Annotated in this window: 16 protein-coding genes; 3 read left to right on the top strand and 13 right to left on the bottom strand. The window is 69.4% G+C overall.

Going from position 1 to position 17765, the window contains the following annotated elements:
* Position 1: 1 nt before the first annotated feature.
* On the bottom strand, positions 2-1516 hold the full coding sequence (gene glpK / locus ACFW0G_RS33370) for a glycerol kinase GlpK (protein WP_378329444.1): 1515 nt from the start codon (positions 1514-1516) through the stop codon (positions 2-4).
* 34 nt (positions 1517-1550) lie between these two features.
* Positions 1551-2297, bottom strand: a complete 747-nt coding sequence (locus ACFW0G_RS33365) for an MIP/aquaporin family protein (protein WP_378329443.1) — start codon at positions 2295-2297, stop codon at positions 1551-1553.
* A gap of 237 nt (positions 2298-2534) precedes the next feature.
* On the opposite strand from ACFW0G_RS33365, the gene ACFW0G_RS33360 reads away from it, so the two are divergent.
* The gene (locus ACFW0G_RS33360) at positions 2535-4274 is read left to right on the top strand and encodes a glycerol-3-phosphate dehydrogenase/oxidase (protein ID WP_378329442.1); all 1740 of its coding nucleotides are present in this window, start codon (positions 2535-2537) and stop codon (positions 4272-4274) included.
* A gap of 386 nt (positions 4275-4660) precedes the next feature.
* Here the strand turns inward: ACFW0G_RS33360 and ACFW0G_RS33355 are convergent, their stop codons facing one another.
* The 7 genes from ACFW0G_RS33355 to ACFW0G_RS33325 form a co-directional block, all read right to left on the bottom strand.
* Positions 4661-5191, bottom strand: a complete 531-nt coding sequence (locus tag ACFW0G_RS33355) for a GNAT family N-acetyltransferase (protein ID WP_378329441.1) — start codon at positions 5189-5191, stop codon at positions 4661-4663.
* A gap of 10 nt (positions 5192-5201) precedes the next feature.
* Positions 5202-5840 (bottom strand): response regulator, encoded by a 639-nt coding sequence (locus tag ACFW0G_RS33350; RefSeq protein WP_378329502.1) that lies wholly within the window; start codon positions 5838-5840, stop codon positions 5202-5204.
* Positions 5837-7108: a sensor histidine kinase gene (locus tag ACFW0G_RS33345; protein ID WP_378329440.1), complete on the bottom strand. Its 1272-nt coding sequence runs from the start codon at positions 7106-7108 to the stop codon at positions 5837-5839. Before ACFW0G_RS33345 ends, ACFW0G_RS33350 begins: the two co-directional genes overlap by 4 nt.
* Before the next feature lie 71 nt (positions 7109-7179).
* On the bottom strand, positions 7180-7551 hold the full coding sequence (locus ACFW0G_RS33340) for a DUF1707 domain-containing protein (RefSeq protein ID WP_378329501.1): 372 nt from the start codon (positions 7549-7551) through the stop codon (positions 7180-7182).
* Positions 7552-7584: 33 nt separating this feature from the next.
* Entirely contained in the window at positions 7585-8088 is a 504-nt protein-coding gene (locus ACFW0G_RS33335; RefSeq protein WP_378329439.1) for a DUF1707 domain-containing protein, read from the bottom strand.
* A 57-nt stretch (positions 8089-8145) separates the two neighbouring features.
* Positions 8146-9924 (bottom strand): acetyl/propionyl/methylcrotonyl-CoA carboxylase subunit alpha, encoded by a 1779-nt coding sequence (locus ACFW0G_RS33330; RefSeq protein ID WP_378329438.1) that lies wholly within the window; start codon positions 9922-9924, stop codon positions 8146-8148.
* Between the two features lie 127 nt (positions 9925-10051).
* On the bottom strand, positions 10052-10354 hold the full coding sequence (locus ACFW0G_RS33325; protein ID WP_378329437.1) for an SAV_915 family protein: 303 nt from the start codon (positions 10352-10354) through the stop codon (positions 10052-10054).
* A gap of 29 nt (positions 10355-10383) precedes the next feature.
* Here ACFW0G_RS33325 and ACFW0G_RS33320 point away from each other — a divergent pair, with 29 nt between their 5' ends.
* Complete coding sequence (locus ACFW0G_RS33320; RefSeq protein WP_378329436.1) at positions 10384-11115, top strand: hypothetical protein; 732 nt, start codon at positions 10384-10386, stop codon at positions 11113-11115.
* Positions 11116-11218: 103 nt separating this feature from the next.
* Here the strand turns inward: ACFW0G_RS33320 and ACFW0G_RS33315 are convergent, their stop codons facing one another.
* Both ACFW0G_RS33315 and ACFW0G_RS33310 read right to left on the bottom strand, forming a co-directional pair.
* Positions 11219-12574, bottom strand: coding sequence for a dicarboxylate/amino acid:cation symporter (locus tag ACFW0G_RS33315; RefSeq protein WP_378329435.1), 1356 nt, complete (start codon positions 12572-12574; stop codon positions 11219-11221).
* Between the two features lie 99 nt (positions 12575-12673).
* Positions 12674-13303 (bottom strand): Maf family protein, encoded by a 630-nt coding sequence (locus ACFW0G_RS33310; protein WP_378329434.1) that lies wholly within the window; start codon positions 13301-13303, stop codon positions 12674-12676.
* Between the two features lie 198 nt (positions 13304-13501).
* On the opposite strand from ACFW0G_RS33310, the gene ACFW0G_RS33305 reads away from it, so the two are divergent.
* Complete coding sequence (locus ACFW0G_RS33305; protein ID WP_378329433.1) at positions 13502-15307, top strand: glycoside hydrolase family 3 protein; 1806 nt, start codon at positions 13502-13504, stop codon at positions 15305-15307.
* Between the two features lie 63 nt (positions 15308-15370).
* Here the strand turns inward: ACFW0G_RS33305 and ACFW0G_RS33300 are convergent, their stop codons facing one another.
* Both ACFW0G_RS33300 and ACFW0G_RS33295 read right to left on the bottom strand, forming a co-directional pair.
* Positions 15371-16984 (bottom strand): DHA2 family efflux MFS transporter permease subunit, encoded by a 1614-nt coding sequence (locus tag ACFW0G_RS33300; RefSeq protein ID WP_378329432.1) that lies wholly within the window; start codon positions 16982-16984, stop codon positions 15371-15373.
* Entirely contained in the window at positions 16965-17585 is a 621-nt protein-coding gene (locus tag ACFW0G_RS33295) for a PadR family transcriptional regulator (protein ID WP_378329431.1), read from the bottom strand. Before ACFW0G_RS33295 ends, ACFW0G_RS33300 begins: the two co-directional genes overlap by 20 nt.
* Between the last annotated feature and the right edge of the window lie 180 nt (positions 17586-17765).

Below are 17765 nucleotides of genomic sequence, written 5' to 3'. Positions count from 1 at the left end.
GTCAGGCTTCGTCGGTGACCCAGTCGAAGGTCTTGGTGACGGCCTTCTTCCAGTTGCGGTACTCGGATTCGCGGCGGGCGTCGTCCATCGACGGGTCCCACTGCTTGTCCTTGGCCCAGTTGGTGCGGATGTCGTCCTCGGTCTTCCAGAAGCCGACGGCGAGCCCGGCGGCGTAGGCGGCGCCCAGCGCGGTGGTCTCGTTGACCACCGGGCGGATCACCGGCACCCCGAGGATGTCGGCCTGGAACTGCATGAGCAGTTCGTTGACGACCATGCCGCCGTCGACCTTGAGCGACTTCAGCGGTACGCCGGAGTCGGCGTTCATCGCGTCGATCACCTCGCGCGACTGGAACGCCGTGGCCTCGAGCACCGCACGGGAGATGTGGCCCTTGTTGACGTACCGGGTGAGGCCGACGATGGCGCCCCGCGCGTCGGAGCGCCAGTACGGCGCGAAGAGGCCGGAGAAGGCCGGGACGAAGTACGCGCCGCCGTTGTCCTCGACGGTGCCGGCGAATTGCTCGATCTCGGCGGCCGACGAGATCAGGCCGAGGTTGTCGCGCAGCCACTGCACAAGCGAACCGGTGACCGCGATGGAACCTTCCAGCGCGTACACCGTGTCGTTGGTGCCGATCTTGTAGCAGACCGTGGTGAGCAGGCCGTTCTCCGACATCACCTTCTCGGTGCCGGTGTTGAGCAGGACGAAGTTGCCGGTGCCGTAGGTGTTCTTCGCCTCGCCGGGCGAAAGGCACGCCTGTCCGAAGGTCGCGGCCTGCTGGTCGCCCAGGATGCCCGCGATCGGTACCCCGGCCAGCGCGCCCCGCGCGCGGACCCGGCCGTACTCCTCCGAGGACGAGCGGATTTCCGGCAGCATCGACAGCGGGACGCCCATCTCCGCGGCGATGTCGGCGTCCCACGACAGGGTGTCGAGATCCATCAGCAGGGTGCGCGAGGCGTTGGTCGGATCGGTGACGTGCACGCCGCCGTCGACCCCGCCGGTCATGTTCCACAGCACCCAGGTGTCCATGTTGCCGAAGATCAGGTCGCCCGCCTCGGCCTTCTCGCGGGCACCTTCGACGTTGTCGAGGATCCACTTGATCTTCGGTCCGGAGAAGTACGTCGCCAGCGGCAGCCCGGTCTTGGCGCGGTAGCGTTCCTGCCCGCCGCCGAGGTCGCCCAGGTCGGCGACGATGCGGTCGGTGCGGGTGTCCTGCCACACGATCGCGTTGTACACCGGCTTGCCGGTGGTGCGGTCCCAGACGAGTGAGGTCTCGCGCTGGTTGGTGATGCCGACCGCGGCGATGTCGCCCGGCTGCAGGTCCCCCTTGGCCAGCGCGCCGGCGGCGACGGCGCGGGTGTTCTCCCAGATCTCCTCGGCGTTGTGCTCGACCCAGCCCGCCTTCGGGAAGATCTGCTCGTGCTCGCGCTGGTCGACCGCCACCACCCGGCCCGAGTGGTTGAAGATCATGCAGCGGGTCGACGTGGTGCCCTGGTCGATCGCGGCTACGTAGGAAGTCATGCTTGTCGGCTCCAAAGTCGTTGCTGGGGTGGGCTCAGGTCAGGTTGTGCACGCCGAGGTAGAGCAGCGCGGCCAGCGCCCCGCCTGCCAGCGGGCCGACGACCGGGACCCACGAGTAGCCCCAGTCCGCGTCCCGCTTGCGCTTGATCGGCAGCAGGAAGGCGTAGGCGATGCGCGGGCCGAGGTCGCGGGCGGGGTTGATGGCGTAGCCGGTCGGCCCGCCGAGCGAGATGCCGATCACCAGGACCACAAAGGACACACCGGCGTAGCCGAGCGCCGAGTTGCCGAAGTTCGGTGTGCCTGCGGTACCGCTGAAGGTCGGGCTGAGCAGGATCCAGGCCACCAGCACGAAGGTGCCGATGATCTCGGTGACGAGGTTCCACACCTTGTTCGGGATCTGCGGTGCGGTGGAAAAGATGCCCAGCGTCTCGCCCGGCTCGGGGTGGTCGTCGAACTGGAGTTTGTACGCCGCCCAGCAGAGCACGGCGCCGATGATCGCACCGACCATCTGGCCGAGCACGTAGAAGGGGACGTCGGCCCAGGAGGTCTTCCCGGCGATGGCGAGGCCGAGCGTCACGGCCGGGTTCAGGTGCGCTTGGCTCGGCGCGGCGATACTGGCGCCGGTGAACACGCCGAACGCCCAGCCGAAGGTGATGAACAGTGTTCCCGCGCCGTGGCCGTTGTTCTTGCGCAGCACATGGTTCGCCACGACACCGTTACCCAGCAAGATGAGTGCCGCTGTCCCCAGCAGCTCCCATACGAAGATGGCTCCCGCACTCACGTTCTGACCTCCACACTGGACACTTTGCGCGCAGGGCCGAGCTCAGCTGCGTTGTACGGCGCCATTGCCGACCCACGTCCCGGGGACGTTACCTGTGCGTACGAGTTGCTTCCAGCGCCGTACGCAGTCATGTTTCCAAGATCGTCGAGGGTTACGCCACACGTGTCATCCCAGGGTGCGCGGATGGTCACCGGGACGTGCCATGCTGGAACCCTGAGTACCGAGGAGGAGTGTCACGTGACCAGCTCTCAGCGCGAAGCCGACCAGAACCCGGCGCGGCTGGGTCCGCTCCATCGCGAGGAATCCTGGCAGCGCCTCGGCAAGGAGACCTTCGATCTCGTGGTCATCGGCGGGGGTGTCGTCGGCGCGGGCACCGCGCTCGACGCGGCGACCCGCGGGCTGCGGGTCGCGCTGGTCGAGGCCCGTGACCTCGCGTCCGGCACGTCGAGCCGGTCGAGCAAGCTGTTCCACGGCGGGCTGCGCTATCTGGAGCAGCTGGAGTTCGGCCTGGTGCGGGAGGCGTTGCGGGAGCGCGAGCTGATGCTCACCACGATCGCGCCGCATCTGGTGAAGCCGGTCAGCTTCCTGTACCCGCTGACGCACCGAGTCTGGGAGCGGCCCTACACCGCCGCGGGGCTGCTGATGTACGACACCATGGGCGGCGCGCGTTCCGTTCCGGGGCAGAAACACCTCACCCGTGCGGGTGCTTTACGGATGGTTCCGGCGCTCAAGCGGTCCGCGCTGATCGGCGGGATCCGGTACTACGACGCGCAGTCCGACGACGCCCGGCACACCATGACCGTGGCGCGGACCGCCGCGCACTACGGCGCCGTCGTCCGCACCTCCACCCAGGTCGTCGGCTTCCTGCGTGAGGCGGACCGGATTTCCGGGGTGCGCGTGCGGGACGTCGAGGACGGGCGGGAGACCGAGATCCAGGCCGGCGCGGTGATCAACTGCACCGGGGTGTGGACCGACGAGCTGCAGCGGCTGTCCGGTGGCCGTGGCCGGTTCCGGGTGCGCGCGAGCAAGGGCGTGCACATCGTCGTCCCGCGCGACCGGATCGTCTCGGAATCGGGCATGATCCTGCGCACCGAGAAGTCCGTGCTGTTCGTGATCCCGTGGCGCAACCACTGGATCGTCGGCACCACCGACACCGACTGGAACCTCGACCTCGCCCACCCGGCGGCGACCAAACACGACATCGACTATCTGCTGGAGCACGTCAATTCCGTGCTCGCGACACCGCTCACGCACGACGACATCGAAGGCGTGTACGCGGGGTTGCGTCCGTTGCTGGCGGGGGAGAGCGAAGAGACGTCGAAGCTCTCGCGCGAGCACGCTGTCGCGCGGGTCGCGCCGGGGCTGGTCGCGATCGCGGGCGGTAAGTACACGACGTACCGGGTGATGGCGGCCGACGCCGTCGACGCCGCGGTGGTCGACCTGCCTGGCCGGCCGCCGTCCTCGATCACCGACAAGGTCCCGCTGCTCGGCGCGGACGGCTACCACGCGCTGGTCAACCAGGCCGATCACCTCGCCGCGGAGCACGGCCTGCACCCGTACCGGGTGCGGCATCTGCTCGACCGGTACGGCTCGCTGGTGCACGAGGTGCTCAAGCTGGCCGACGGGCGCCCGGAGCTGCTCAAACCGCTGGAGACGGCGCCGGACTACCTCGGGGTCGAGGTGGTCTACGCCGCCAGCCACGAGGGCGCGCTGCACCTGGAAGACGTGCTCGCGAGGCGGACGCGGATCTCGATCGAGTACGCGCACCGCGGCGTCGACTGCGCCGAGCAGGTGGCCGGGCTGGTCGCCGAGGTGCTCGGCTGGTCGGCCGAGCAGATCCGGCGCGAGATCGAGCTGTACAAGGCGCGGGTCGACGCCGAGCGGGAATCCCAGTCACAGCCCAGCGACGAGGCCGCCGACGCCCTCCGCTCCGCCGCCCCTGAGGCCCGCGCGGGCCTCGTCGAACCCGTCAGCTGACCCGTCCGCCTGCCCGTACCCCTGAGAGCATCCCCCACCCTGTATCCCTGAGAGCATCCCCCACCCTCCCGGGGGCACCCCTGCAACCAGCGTATCGAGGGTGGGGGCCGTTTGGCGGGGCCGCGGGAAATCTGTGGATGGCCGGAGCCGTTGTGGACAACTCCAGCCGCCCGCTGAAGGAATGAACGGAAGATTCAGGACACCCGGAGCGCCCCTGCCAAACAGCCTACGGACAGGGGCTGAGAAAGGGCGCAGGCGATTCGCCGCCGTGAAGGCCTCCTTACCGGCACTGAGCGCCGGTAAGGAGGCCTTCACGGGCTGGCGCATGGCGGGACCCCCGGGCGATAGCAAAGGTCCCTTGCTCTCCCGGGCAGCGGGGGCGCAGGTCAGGCGGTGCGGAGCCAGCGGATGAGGGATTCCCCGGTCGGCGCGAGTTCGGGTTCGGGGCCGATGCGGGTGAAGCCGCAGCGGCGGGCGACAGCGGCGGAGTCGGCGTTGCTCTCCTCGTACCGATAGCTCACTTCGCGGAGTCCGAGGACGTCGAAACCGAAGCGAAGCGCGGCATCCAGCGCGGTACTCGCGATTCCCCGGCGGCGTTCGGCCGGGTGCACCCACACCGCGGCCTCGGCGTACCCGGCGGCGAGGTCGAGTTCTCGCAGGCCGACCTCGCCGAGCAACCGTCCCGTCTCCGGTTCGGCGACCGCCCACGAGCAGCGTTCGTCGCCCGCCCACTGGGCGAGCCGCAGCGCGATGTACTCCGTCGCCTCGTCGAGGGTACGGACGCGGTAGTTCAGCACGTAACGACGATGTGCCGGGTCGGCGAACGCCTCGATCAGCGCGGGCCGGTCGTCGAGGCGGCGGTCGGCCCGCAGCTGGCGCAGGGAGTACGCTCCCGCGTTGATCTCCACCGGTTCCACCCGGCCGAGCCTAGTCAGCCCCGTCGCCGGGCTGGAGAAGGCCGCGACGGTAGGCCTCGCCGACGGCGGCCGCGCGGTCGTTCACGCCGAGTTTGGCGTACACGTGCAGCAAATGCGTCTTCACGCTCGCTTCGCTGATGAACAGCTTGCCCGCCGCGACCCGGTTCGTGGCGCCGGCCGCGACGAGCCGGAGCACCTCGAGTTCCCGGCGCGTCAGCGAACCCCGCGCGGGCTCGCGCACCCGGCCCATCAGCCGCACCGCGACGCTCGGCGCCAGCACGGACTCCCCGTGCGCGGCCGCCCGCACCGCGCGCAGCAGGTCGCCGACGGGCGCGTCCTTGAGCAGATAGCCCGTCGCGCCCGCCTCGATCGCGGGCAGGACGTCGGTCTCCGCGTCGAACGTCGTCAGCACCAGCACCCGGACAGCCGGGAACTCCGCCGTGAGCCGCCGGATCGCGCTCACCCCGTCCAGCTGGGGCATACGCAGATCCATCAGCACCACGTCGGGACGGTGTTTCGCCACGAAGGCGAGCGCTTCGGCGCCGGTGGCGGCCTCGCCGATCACCTCGATGTCGTCCTCGCCGGTGAACGCGCCGCGCAGGCCGTCGCGCACGATCGGATGGTCGTCGGTCAGCAGCAGCCGGATCACCAGCACGCACCGTCCTCGCCGCCGAAGGCGGGGATCGCCGGGACCTGGGCGTTGATCGCGGTTCCTTCGCCGGGTGCGCTTTCCACCGCCAGCGAGCCCGCGACCCGGCGTACCCGCTGCCGCATCGACTGGAGCCCGAACCCGCTGCCATCGGTACGCGGTGCCTCGACGTCGCCGGGCCGGAATCCGACGCCGTCGTCCCGGACGTCGAGCATCACCACATCGTCCGAATAGGACAGTGAGAGGCCGATTCTTGTTGCCTGTGCGTGCTTTCCGGCGTTCGCCAGCGCCTCCTGCGCGACGCGGTACAACGTGACCTCCAACTCGGGAAGCAGGGGTCGCGCGTCGCCGGTCGTCTCCGTGCGGACGTCGGCGTCGGAGGTTTCGGCGAAACGCCGTCCCAGTTCGGCGACGGCGTCGGGGAGCCGCGATTCCGCGAGCGGCTCCGGTCGCAGAGCCTGCACGGCGCGGCGGGCTTCGCTGAGGCTGTCCCTCGCGAGCGTGTTCGCCTGCGTCAGATGCCGCCGGTGCCGGGGCGGGTCCTCGACGGCCCGTTCGGCGGCCTGGAGCTGGGTGACGATGCCGGTGAGCCCCTGCGCGAGCGTGTCGTGGATTTCCCTGGCCATCCGCTGCCGCTCGTCCAGCACGCCCGCCTCGCGCGCCTGCGTCAGCAGCTGGGCGTGCAGTCCGGCGTTCTCCTCCAAGGCCTTCTCCAGCCGCGCGTTCGTCTCGGCGAGCGCGGTGTTCGCGCGACGTCGCCGGTCGCTCTCCACGCCGACGAACCACGCCGCGTAGAGCATCGGTCCCGCCACCGACGCGACGATCACCCAGGACGGTGTTTTCGTGTCCGCCCCCAAACCGCCCTTGACCAGCAACGGAATCACCGCGGTGGCCGCCACCGCGAACACGCTCCAGCGGGCGGGGAACAGCGCGAATGCCAGCGAATATCCCATCGACGCGAAGGCGGTGAACAGGTCGGCCCTGCTGACCAGGAGCGCGGCTCCGAGCAGGACACCGGCGTAGTAGCAGGCGGTGAGCGCGGGATGCCGGTGGCGGCGCGGGAACAGCGGGACCAAGCCCAGCAGCCACACCGCGGTCGCCCCGGCGATGGCCAGCGTGCCGGTCCAGTACGTGCTGTCCCCATGCTCGGAGAACGCGGCCCAGATCGTGCTGCCACCGAGCACGAGCAGGCTGACCACGCTGAGGATCGGACCGCCGAGACGCTCTCCGCGCGCGTCGATCTCCCTCGGCAGGCCCACCATCCACATGAGCGGATTCTCCCAGCCCGCAGGGTCTCGCGGGATCAGCCGATGAGCGAGGACATCCACCGATCGGTGGATCAGCGGCGCCAGCGGCTGCCCAGGGCCAGCGCGACCCCGATCGGCAGCAGGAACACCAGGAACGTGCCCCGGGTGAGGAAGAACAGCGCGATCGCCACGACAGCGGCGATCGGCACCGCGCTCGCGGTGAGCCAGCGTCCCGGCGAGGGGGTGTCCGGCACGCGCGGCGCGGCGGGGACGGGCGCGGCGAGCAGGACGCCCGGCCGCGGCGACGGGAGATCTTCGAACAACGGCACCAGTTCGCTGACGCGCTTCGCCGCGGTCACCTTCGCCGAGCGGTCACCGTATTCGTCGAGGTCGAGCCTGCCCGTGCGGACGTGCTCCTCCAGTACGTCGAGCGCGTCCTGGCGTTCGGCGTCGGAAAGGCGCATGTCCGGTTTGTTGCCCACGACGGCTCCTCGTGCTCAGCCGTCGACTTCGCCGCGATAGCGGCGGCGGTCCCGCAGCTCGCGGCGGTGCCGGTCGTGACCGTGCCAGTCCTGGCCCCACAGGCTCTTCCCGACCGCGGTCAGCCCGATCGGCACCAGGATGATCAGCCAGGAGATGCCGGTCGTCACCATCAGCAGGATCGCCGCGATCCAGACCAGCGGCAGCATCCCGGCCAGCACCCGCTGCGCCGGTGACCACGCGGTCGCGCCCGGCGCGGCGGGCGGCTGCGCCGTGGCCTGGGGGACCGGCGGTGCGGACACCGCCTGCCAGGTCTCGTCGAACCGGGGATGCGGCTCGGGGAGATCGGCGAAGACCCGGACCAGATCACCGCGGGTCTTCGCCGCGGTGATCTGGGCGGATCGTTCACCGAATTCGTCGATGTCGATCCGCCCCGCACTCATGTGCTCGCCGAGCGCGGTCAGCGCCGTTTCGCGGTCACGGTCGCTGATCCGGAGCTCTGGAGACGGAACCTCGTTCACATCACCGATGGTAGGCCGAGTCGGGAGTGACCAGCCATGACATCCGTGCCTATTCGGCTATTTGATCTCGAAGAGCTGCGTGCCCTGCGTCACGGCGGCGCCGACCTCGACCGCGAGACCCGTCACGACACCCGATTTGTGTGCGGTGACCGGGTTTTCCATCTTCATCGCCTCCAGGACGACGACGAGTTCCCCGGCCTCGACTTGCTGGCCTTCCTCGACCGCCACCTTGACGATGGTGCCCTGCATCGGCGCTGTCACCGCGTCGCCGCTGACGGACGCCTTCGCCCCGCCGGCCCGCTTGCGCGGTTTCGCCTTGACGGCCGTACCGCCACCGGCGCCTTCGAGTGCGAACCCGCCCGGCAGCGACACTTCGAGACGCCGTCCGCCGACCTCGACGACGACGTTCTGGCGAGGCTGCTCCTCGGCTTCGACCGCTTCCGGCGCGACGAAGGGCTCGATCTTGTTGTCGAACTCGGTCTCGATCCAGCGAGTGTGCACCGAGAAGCCGTTCTCGTCCCCGACGAACGCGGGGTCGTCCACGATCACACGGTCGAACGGCAGCACCGTCGCCATGCCCTCGACGACCATCTCCGCGAGCGCGCGGCGGCTGCGCTCCAGCGCGTTCTGCCGGTCGGAGCCGGTGACGATCAGCTTCGCCAGCATCGAGTCGAACTGCCCGCCGATCACGCTGCCGTCCTCGACACCGGAGTCGACCCGCACGCCGGGGCCGGACGGCGCGACGAACTTCGTCACGGTGCCGGGCGCGGGCAGGAAGCCGCGGCCGGCGTCCTCGCCGTTGATGCGGAATTCGATCGAGTGCCCGCGCGGTTCCGGGTCCTCGGTGAAGCGCAGCTTCTCCCCACGGGCGATGCTGAACATCTCGCGGACGAGGTCGATCCCCGTGGTCTCCTCCGACACCGGGTGCTCGACCTGCAGCCGGGTGTTGACCTCCAGGAAGGAAATCGTGCCGTCGGTGGCGACGAGGTACTCGACGGTGCCCGCGCCGTAGTACCCGGCTTCCTTGCAGATGGCCTTCGCCGATTCGTGGATCCGCTTGCGCTGCTCGTCGGTCAGGAACGGCGCCGGGGCCTCCTCGACGAGCTTCTGGTGCCGCCGCTGCAGCGAGCAGTCCCGCGTGCCGACGACGATCGCGTTGCCGTGCTGATCCGCCAGGACCTGCGCCTCGACGTGCCGCGGCTTGTCGAGGTAGCGCTCCACGAAGCATTCACCACGGCCGAACGCGGCGATCGCCTCGCGGGTCGCGGATTCGAAGAGTTCCGGGATCTCTTCGCGCGTCCGCGCCACCTTCAGCCCGCGGCCGCCACCGCCGAACGCGGCCTTGATCGCCACCGGCAGCCCGTGCTCGTCGGCGAACGCGACGATCTCGTCGGCGCCGCCGACCGGCTCCTTCGTGCCCGGCACCAGCGGGGCGCCGGCACGCATCGCGATGTGCCGCGCGGTGACCTTGTCGCCGAGGTCGCGGATCGCCTGGGGGCTCGGCCCGATCCAGGTCAGCCCGGCGTCGATGACGGCCTGGGCGAAGTCGGCGTTCTCGGAGAGGAAGCCGTAGCCGGGGTGGACCGCGTCGGCGCCGGAACGCTTGGCGACGTCGAGCAGCTTGTCGAACACGAGGTAGCTCTCGGCGGCGGTCGTGCCGCCCAGCGCGAAAGCCTCGTCGGCCAGTCTGACGTGCGGCGCGTCGCGGTCGGGGTCGGCGTAGACCGCCACGCTGGCCAGTCCGGCATCCTTCGCCGCCCTGATCACGCGGACCGCGATCTCGCCCCGGTTGGCGACCAGGATCTTGGTCACCGTCGCGCTGACCTGCTCGGTCACCACGCACCTCCTCCTGTCCCGACAGCTACTCTGCTGACCGCATGACACGGCACCTGGGGAGTCTACGGATCAGACGTCGTGGATTGCTTGTGTTCTTCATCGCGCCGAATCGGCCGTAACCTCGCCGTCAGGCGTGCTCCGTGTGGCGGAGATGCTGGGGCAGCGGCGAGTCCAGGACGATCACGTCGTACGGGCGGGCCTGGTGGATCGACGGCAGGTAGTCGGTGGCCACGCGTGCCCACGGCTGGTGCTCGCCGCAGCAGGAGACCAGCTGGTCGAGCGAGGTGAAGGCGACCAGCGCGGTCCGGCCGTCCGGGGTCTTGCGCAGTTCGATCGACGCGCCCGAGTGATCTTCCGACGTCTCACTCGTGGGCAGGTACAGGGCTGGAGGCAAATCGGGGTTCGTCACGGGCACAACATAGACGGACACCGAGAGCGAGGTCGCTTACGCTCTGGGACATGCGGAGTACAGGACTGCGGCCGCCGCGATCGGCGCTGCTCACCGCGCTGCTCGCGGCGGTGGTGACGGCGGCGGCGCTGGCAGGCGTCGTGCTGCTGCGGCCGCATCCGGACACGGACGGTGGCGACGGCGCCGCAGCGGCCCCCTCGGCAAGCCCGCCGCCGCCGACGTCGACCTGCGGTGCGGGCCCGTGCCATCAGCTCGCGGCGATGACCGTCGGCAGCACCCCGGTGGTCCTGCTCGACTCCGCCCAGGGCGGCGCCGGGCGCGTCCGGATCGGCCCCGAGCCGGGCATCACGATCGAGCTGACGATCGCCGAGATGGGCGTGCGGCTCGGCAAGGATTCGTTGCGCTGCATCGAGGGGTCGACGTCGGCCTGCCTGATCCGCGGCGAGGCGAACGACGCGGCGGGCGGTTCCTACGGCGAGCTGATCGTCAATCGCGGCGGCACGTGGGAGGACTCGGGGAAGCCGTACTTCGCCGATGCCGGGACGCTGTCGCTCTACGACGTCAGCGCGGACGGTGCCCCCGACGTGATCGTGGTACGGCACGAATGCCCCGGTTCGACCCCGGGGACGCCGACGTGCCAGGCCTCGCCCGTGCTGGCCGAGGTGTACGACCTCACGGGCACGTCGATGGGCTGCACCTGGAAGGTGACGTCGCCGTCGGAACTGCGGGGCTGGCCCGATGTCCGGCTCACCCGCGCCGACCTGCACGCCTGCCCGTCGTGAGTCGACCATCCGGGCCCCGGAGGTGAGCAAGGGACCTTTACGCACGCTCGTTTAGCCACGCTAACCAAACGTGAGTAAAGGTCCCTTGCTCCCTTTTCGCAGGTCAGGCGGGGGACGGAGAGGTGATTGTGCGGGCCGCGGCGCCGTCGTCGCTGTGCTGCGGCGGGGTGGTGGGCGCGTTGAGGATGCCCTCGTCGAGCAGGCCCTCGCCGCGAGCGACGACGACCGGGACGACGATCTGGCCCGCCACGTTCGTCGCGGTGCGCATCATGTCCATGATCGGGTTGACCGAGTAGATCAGCGCGAGGCCGAGCGCGACCTGCTTGGCGTCCAGCCCGATGAACGACGTCGTCAGCGTGAACGCGGTCAGCCAGCCGGTTGTCCCGGCGGTGGCCAGCGCGCCGACCACGGCGACCACGACGATCCCGGCGTACTGCCAGAAGTTCAGCGACACCCCGGAAAGGTTCGCGACGAAGATCGCCGCGATCGCCGGGAACACGGCCGCGCAGCCGTCCATCTTCGTGGCGCTGCCCAGCGGAGTCGCGAAGGCGGCGTACGCGGGCTGGACGCCGAGGTTCACCGCGGACTGGCGGGTCAGCGGCAGCGTCGCGGACGAGGACTGCGAGGCGAACGCGAACTGGATCGCCGTGCCCGCCTTCGCGAAGAACTTCAGCGGGCTCACCTTGGCGACGAACCGCAGCAGGATCGGGTACACCACGAACAGCACCAGCAGGCAGCCGACGTATACCGCGAGCGTGGTGGAGAACAGCGGCCGGAACAGCGCGTCGCCGTACTTCGCCACCGCCGCGCCGATCAGGCCGATGATGCCGATCGGGGCGAGCCGGACGATCCAGCCGAGGTAGCGCTGGATGACCTCGAAGACGCTGGTGGTGAAGTCGACGAACGGCTTCGCCCTGTCGCCCAGGCTGTACGCGGCGGCGCCGATCACCAGTGCCAGGAAGAGCACCTGCAGCGTCTCACCCTCCGAGAACGCTTTCACGAAGTTCTGCGGCAGCAGCCCGTTGATGAAGGCGTCCCAGGAACCCCAGTGGTCGACGCTCTTCGCGGCCTTGTCGGCGTTCTTCGCGGTCGCCGCGGCCCCGCCGAGGCCACCGCTGCCGGGGTTGAAGATCCGGCCGATCGCGATGCCGATGAGCGAGGCGATGAACGACGTGATCGCGAACCACAGCACCGTCTTGCCGCCGAGCCGGGCCGCGGTGCGCCCGCCGCCGAGCCCGCGCAGGCTGTTGATCCCGACCACGATGGCCGTGAAGACCAGCGGGATCACCGCGATCTGGAGGAGCGTGGTGAAGATCGTGCCGATCTGGTCGAGCAGGCTCGTCAGCCACTTGGCCCCGGTGCTCCGCGCCACGACGCCGAGCAGCGCGCCGACGACGAGGGAGCCGAGAACCGCGGCCGCGAAAACCTTCGGCTTGGTGTAGGTCCGTACGAAAGACACGAGGACGCTCCGGGAGTTCGGTGATTCCTGTCTGCCGGTTATGCAGAACGGTAGGCAGGGAGGAACTCTTCCGAATCACCCGATCGTGTGGTGACCTTCTCAGGATGTGGGAGGCTGCCAGAGATCCGCGACACTCACGCCGACATCGGCGAGCAGCCGGCGGGTCAACGGCAGGCTGATCCCGATCACGCTCGACGGATCGCCTTCGATGCCCTCGACGAACCAGCCGCCGAGACCGTCCAGGGTGAATCCGCCAGCCACCGCGAGGGGCTCGCCGCTCGCGAGGTAGGCATCGAGCTCGTCGGCGCTCGGGGTGCCGAAGTGGACCTTGGTGACTTCGGTGCCGGACGCCTCCTTCGTCACTTCGCCGCCTTCGACGCGGACGACGGCGTGGCCGGTGAGGAGTTCACCGGACTTGCCCGCCATCGCCTGCCACCGTCGCCGCGCGACCTCGGCGGTCCCCGGCTTGCCGACCATCTCGCCGCTGATCGAGAGCATCGAGTCGCAGCCGACGATCACCGCGTCGGTGTGCTCGCTCGCGATCGCGCCGACCACGGTCTCGGCCTTCGCCGTGGCCAGCGCGGTGACGAGTTCGGCCGGGGCAGGCTCGACCAGGGCGGCGGCCACCGCGTCCTCGTCGACGCCGGACACCACGACGCTCGGGTCGAGGCCGGCGGAACGCAGGACGGCGAGGCGGGCAGGGGACTGGGAAGCGAGGACGAAACGCACAAGCGGACGGTACCGGGGCGCCCTGTGTTGCCGAATTGTGACCGGCGACACGTGTCCTCCCGGCTAGTTTGTTGTGGCTCACAACATATGTCCGAAGGATCATCTCGGAGGGAACCCATGACGTCCCGCCTCCGCCCCGGAAGATCACGCACCGCAAGATCGCGCACTGGAAGGACGCTGCGCGCGACGCAGACCGCCGTGCTCGCCGGGCTTGTCCTGTCCGCGACAGCGCTGACGCCGGTGGCGTCCGCCGAGCAGGCACCGCTCTACAAGAACCCGCACGCTCCCGTGCCCGTCCGGGTCGCCGACCTGATGAAGCGGATGAGCCTCGACGACAAGATCGGCCAGATGACCGAGGGCGAGCGGCTGGCCGCGACCCCGCAGCAGGCCGCCGACGCGCGGCTCGGGTCCATCCTCTCCGGCGGTGGCTCGGTGCCGACGCCGAACTCGCCGCAGGGCTGGGCCGACATGATCGACGGCTATCAACGCGCCGCGCTCGCCACACCACTGGGGATTCCGACCATCTACGGCGCCGACACTGTGCACGGCCACAACAACGTCTACGGCGCGACGATCTTCCCGCACAACATCGGCCTCGGCGCCGCGAACGATCCGCGCCTGATGGAACGCATCGGCGCGGTCACCGCGAGCGAATCGGCCGCGACCGGCGTCAAATGGGGATTCGCGCCGTGCCTGTGCGTGGCCAGGGACGACCGCTGGGGCCGGACCTACGAGTCCTACGGCGAAGTGCCGCGCAACGCCGTCACCAACAGCGCGATCATCGACGGCCTCCAGGGGCGGCGGCTCAGTGACAGGGCGTCCGTGCTCGCCACCGCCAAGCACTTCATCGGCGACGGCGGCACCACCGGCGGCGTCGACCAGGGCAACACCCAGATCAGCGAGCGTGAGCTGCGCGCGATCCACCTGCCGCCGTTCCGCGCGGCCGTCGATCGCGGTGTCGGCTCGGTGATGGTCAGCTACAACAGCTGGAACGGCGTCAAGGACCACGGCAACAAGTACCTGATCACCGATCTGCTCAAGGGAGAGCTGCGCTTCTCCGGCTTCGTCGTCTCGGACTGGAACGGCATCGACCAGATCGACGGCAAGGAGGGCTTCACCCCGGCCGAGGTCGCCCAGGCGATCAACGCGGGCATCGACATGGTGATGGTGCCCTACGACTACCTCAAGTTCATCAGCACGCTGAAGGGCGAGGTCGCCGCCGGGCACGTCCCGCTGTCGCGGATCGACGACGCGAACCGGCGCATTCTCACCAAGAAGTTCGAACTGGGCCTGTTCGAGCACCCGTACACGGATCGCTCGCTGCAGAAGGATTTCGGGAGCAAGGCCCACCGTGACCTCGCCCGTCAGGCGGTGCGGGAATCGCAGGTGTTGCTGAAGAACGACGGTGTGCTGCCGCTGAAGAAGAACGACAACAAGATCTTCGTCGCCGGCAAGAACGCGAACGACATCGGCAACCAGTCCGGTGGCTGGACGTTGACCTGGCAGGGCCAGAGCGGTCCCGCGATTCCCGGCACCACGATCCTCGACGGACTCCGAGCGGGCGCCGGGAAGAACACCACGGTCACCTTCGACAAGGCGGGCAACGGGATCGACAAGAGCTACCACGTCGCTGTCGCGGTCGTCGGGGAAACCCCTTACGCGGAAGGAAAGGGGGACCGGCCGAACGGTCTCGGACTGGACGCCGAGGACCTCGCCACGATCGCGAAGCTCAAGGCGTCCGGGGTCCCGCTGGTCGTGGTCACCGTCTCCGGCAGGGTGCTGGACCTCGGCGCGCAGCTGCCGCAGTTCGACGGCCTGGTCGCCGCGTGGCTGCCGGGCAGTGAAGGCGCGGGCGTCGCCGACGTGCTCTACGGCGACTACAACCCGACCGGAAAGCTGAGCTTCAGCTGGCCGAAGAACTCCGCGCAGGAACCGATCAACGTCGGCGACGGCAAGCAGGCGCTGTTCCCGTACGGGTACGGCCTTTCCTACCGGCGCCGCTGAAAACCCGCTCCCGCGGTGTGGGCCTCCTTCGCAGCCTTCTGACGGCTGCGAAGGAGGCCAGTTTCAGCTCCGGGAAGCGGCTGGTTCGGCAGCCGGAACCGGCTGACGCGGGGCGACCCGCCGCAGCATCGCCGCGGCGCCGATGCCGAGCACCAGCACCGCGATCGGCAGCAACAGCGTCGTCTTCGCGGCGTCCGTAAGTCCATTGTGGACGGCGCTGAGTGCGAGTTGCTGTGCCTGCGCGGCGATGTCCGCCGGAAGACCGGGCATCGGGTTCGAGCCGCTCGAAGCGCTGAACTCACCCGCCGAGGCCGCGCCGCGGGCGACGCCCTCGGCGAACGGCGCCCGGTACTGCTCGGGCAATGACGTCGCCGCTTTCGTTGCCTCACTGGAGATCGACGCGGTGATCCGGGCCTGCAGCAGCACGCCGATCGCCGCGCTGCCGAGGACGCCGCCGACCTGGCGCGAGGTGTTGTAGATCCCGGACGCCGTCCCGGCGAGGCGGGGTTCCACCGAGGACATGGTGAGGTTGCTCATCGGCGCGAAGATGCAGCCGATGCCCAGCCCGCAGACCAGCAGCGCCGGGGTCAGCGCCCACGGGTTCGTCTCCGGCGTCGCCTGCCACGCCACGATGCCGAGCCCGGCCGCGAGCGCGGCCAGCCCGCCCATCACGAGGTACCGGCCGTTGACGCGGTCGGAGGCCCGGCCGACGAACGGGCCGATGATCCCGGACAGCAACGACATCGGCGCGGTGAGCAGGCCCGCCGTGGTCGGGCTCATCCCGCGCACCGTCTGGACGAAGATCACCAGCGGCAGGAACATGCCGGTCATGGTGAAACCGACCGTGACCGCGGTGAGGGTGCCCGCGGAGAAGTTGCGGTTCACGAACACCCGCAGCGGCACCAGCGGTTCGCGCTTGTTGAACCACTGCCACACCACGAACGCGACGAGCAGCACCACACCGGCGCCGATGATCTCGAACACGGTGACCGAGCCGAAGACCGTCCCCCAGTCGTAGTGCTGTCCATTTTGGACGCCGAAGACGACGAGGAACAGCCCGGCCGCGGACAGCAGGATGCCGAGCAGGTCGAAGGAGTGCGAGTGCTTCGGCTGCCAGTCCGGCACCAGGATCAGCGTGAGCACCAGCGCGACGACGCCGATCGGCACGTTGACGTAGAAGATCCACTCCCAGCCGAGGTTGTCGACGAGCACGCCGCCCAGCAGCGGGCCCGCGATCGTGGCGAGTCCCGCGACAGCCGACCACAGCCCCATCGCCGGACCGCGTTTCGCGGGCGGGAACAGGTGCGTGATGAAGGCCAGCGTCTGCGGCGTCAGCAATGCCGCGCCGAGGCCCTGCACCGCGCGGGCGACGATCAGCATCTCGACGCTGCCCGCCAGGCCGCACCACAGCGAGGCGGCGGTGAACACGATCAGCCCGGCGAGGTAGACGCGCTTGGGGCCGAACCGGTCGCCGAGGCGGCTGGTGAACAGCATCGGCACCGCGTAGGTGAGCAGGTAGACGCTGATCACCCAGACGATCGCGTTCAGGCCGGCGCTCAGCTCCCGCAGCATGGCCGGGATCGCCAGGGACACGATCGTCGTGTCCAGCAGGATCATGAAGAAACCCAGGCACAGCGCGGAAAGCGCGGCCCACGGGTTAGCTTGTCTTGCGTTCATCGTTCTCTTTCCCAATAACGAGCTTCAGCTCGTGGTCCTCTTTGAAGGGGAGCCGCCCCGACTGGAGGTCGTCGAGGAGCCGTTCGGTCCATTCGAGTTCGAAGACCCGGCGGTCGGTCGTGTAGCGCCAGTCGAGCCAGAAGATCTCCGGCGTGCCGTCGGCCGCCAGGCGGTCGAGCACGACGCGGTCGGCGGCCACCAGGCCGCGCAGCTTGACGGCCCGGATCTCCAGTTCCGCCAATGTTGCCTCGCGGCCGAGGTCGTCGATGACGGCGAGCCCGGAGAGGTATTCGGGGTACTCCTCGGCGACGTTGCCGAGGAGATGCCGCGCCCGCTCGACGAAGGCGTCCCGGCCCGCGTCGGTCATCCCGTAGACGGTCCGCTCCGGGCGCCTGCCGTCGCGCTGGGTGTCGACGACCTCGATGAAACCGTTGCCCAGCAGGCGTTCCACCGTGTGGTAGAGCGACCCGGCCTTCAGCTTGACCCGCGTGTCGACGTGGCGCTCCCGCATCAGCTGCGCCATTTCGTACGGGTGCATCGGCTTCTCGTGCAGCAGTTCGAGCACGGCGATGCCCAGCGGCGTCAGCTTGGTTGTCGCCATCGCGACGGTCCTCCCGAGTGCCCCAGTCCGTTTATTCCACATGGACTATACGACGCTGACTAGTCCCCGTCCATTGTGATCCCGGTCCCGTGTGCTGAAGGGGACGTTCCTCTCGTAAGACGCGCTGAAGGGGACTTTCCTCGCCTAGCATGGGGGGTAATTGGCCATCAGCAGGGTTTT

It is taken from the genome of Amycolatopsis sp. NPDC058986 (assembly GCF_042741125.1).
Lineage (GTDB): Bacteria > Actinomycetota > Actinomycetes > Mycobacteriales > Pseudonocardiaceae > Amycolatopsis.
The sequence above is the reverse complement of the archived record's forward strand: the minus strand, read 5'-3'. Positions and strand labels throughout refer to the sequence as shown.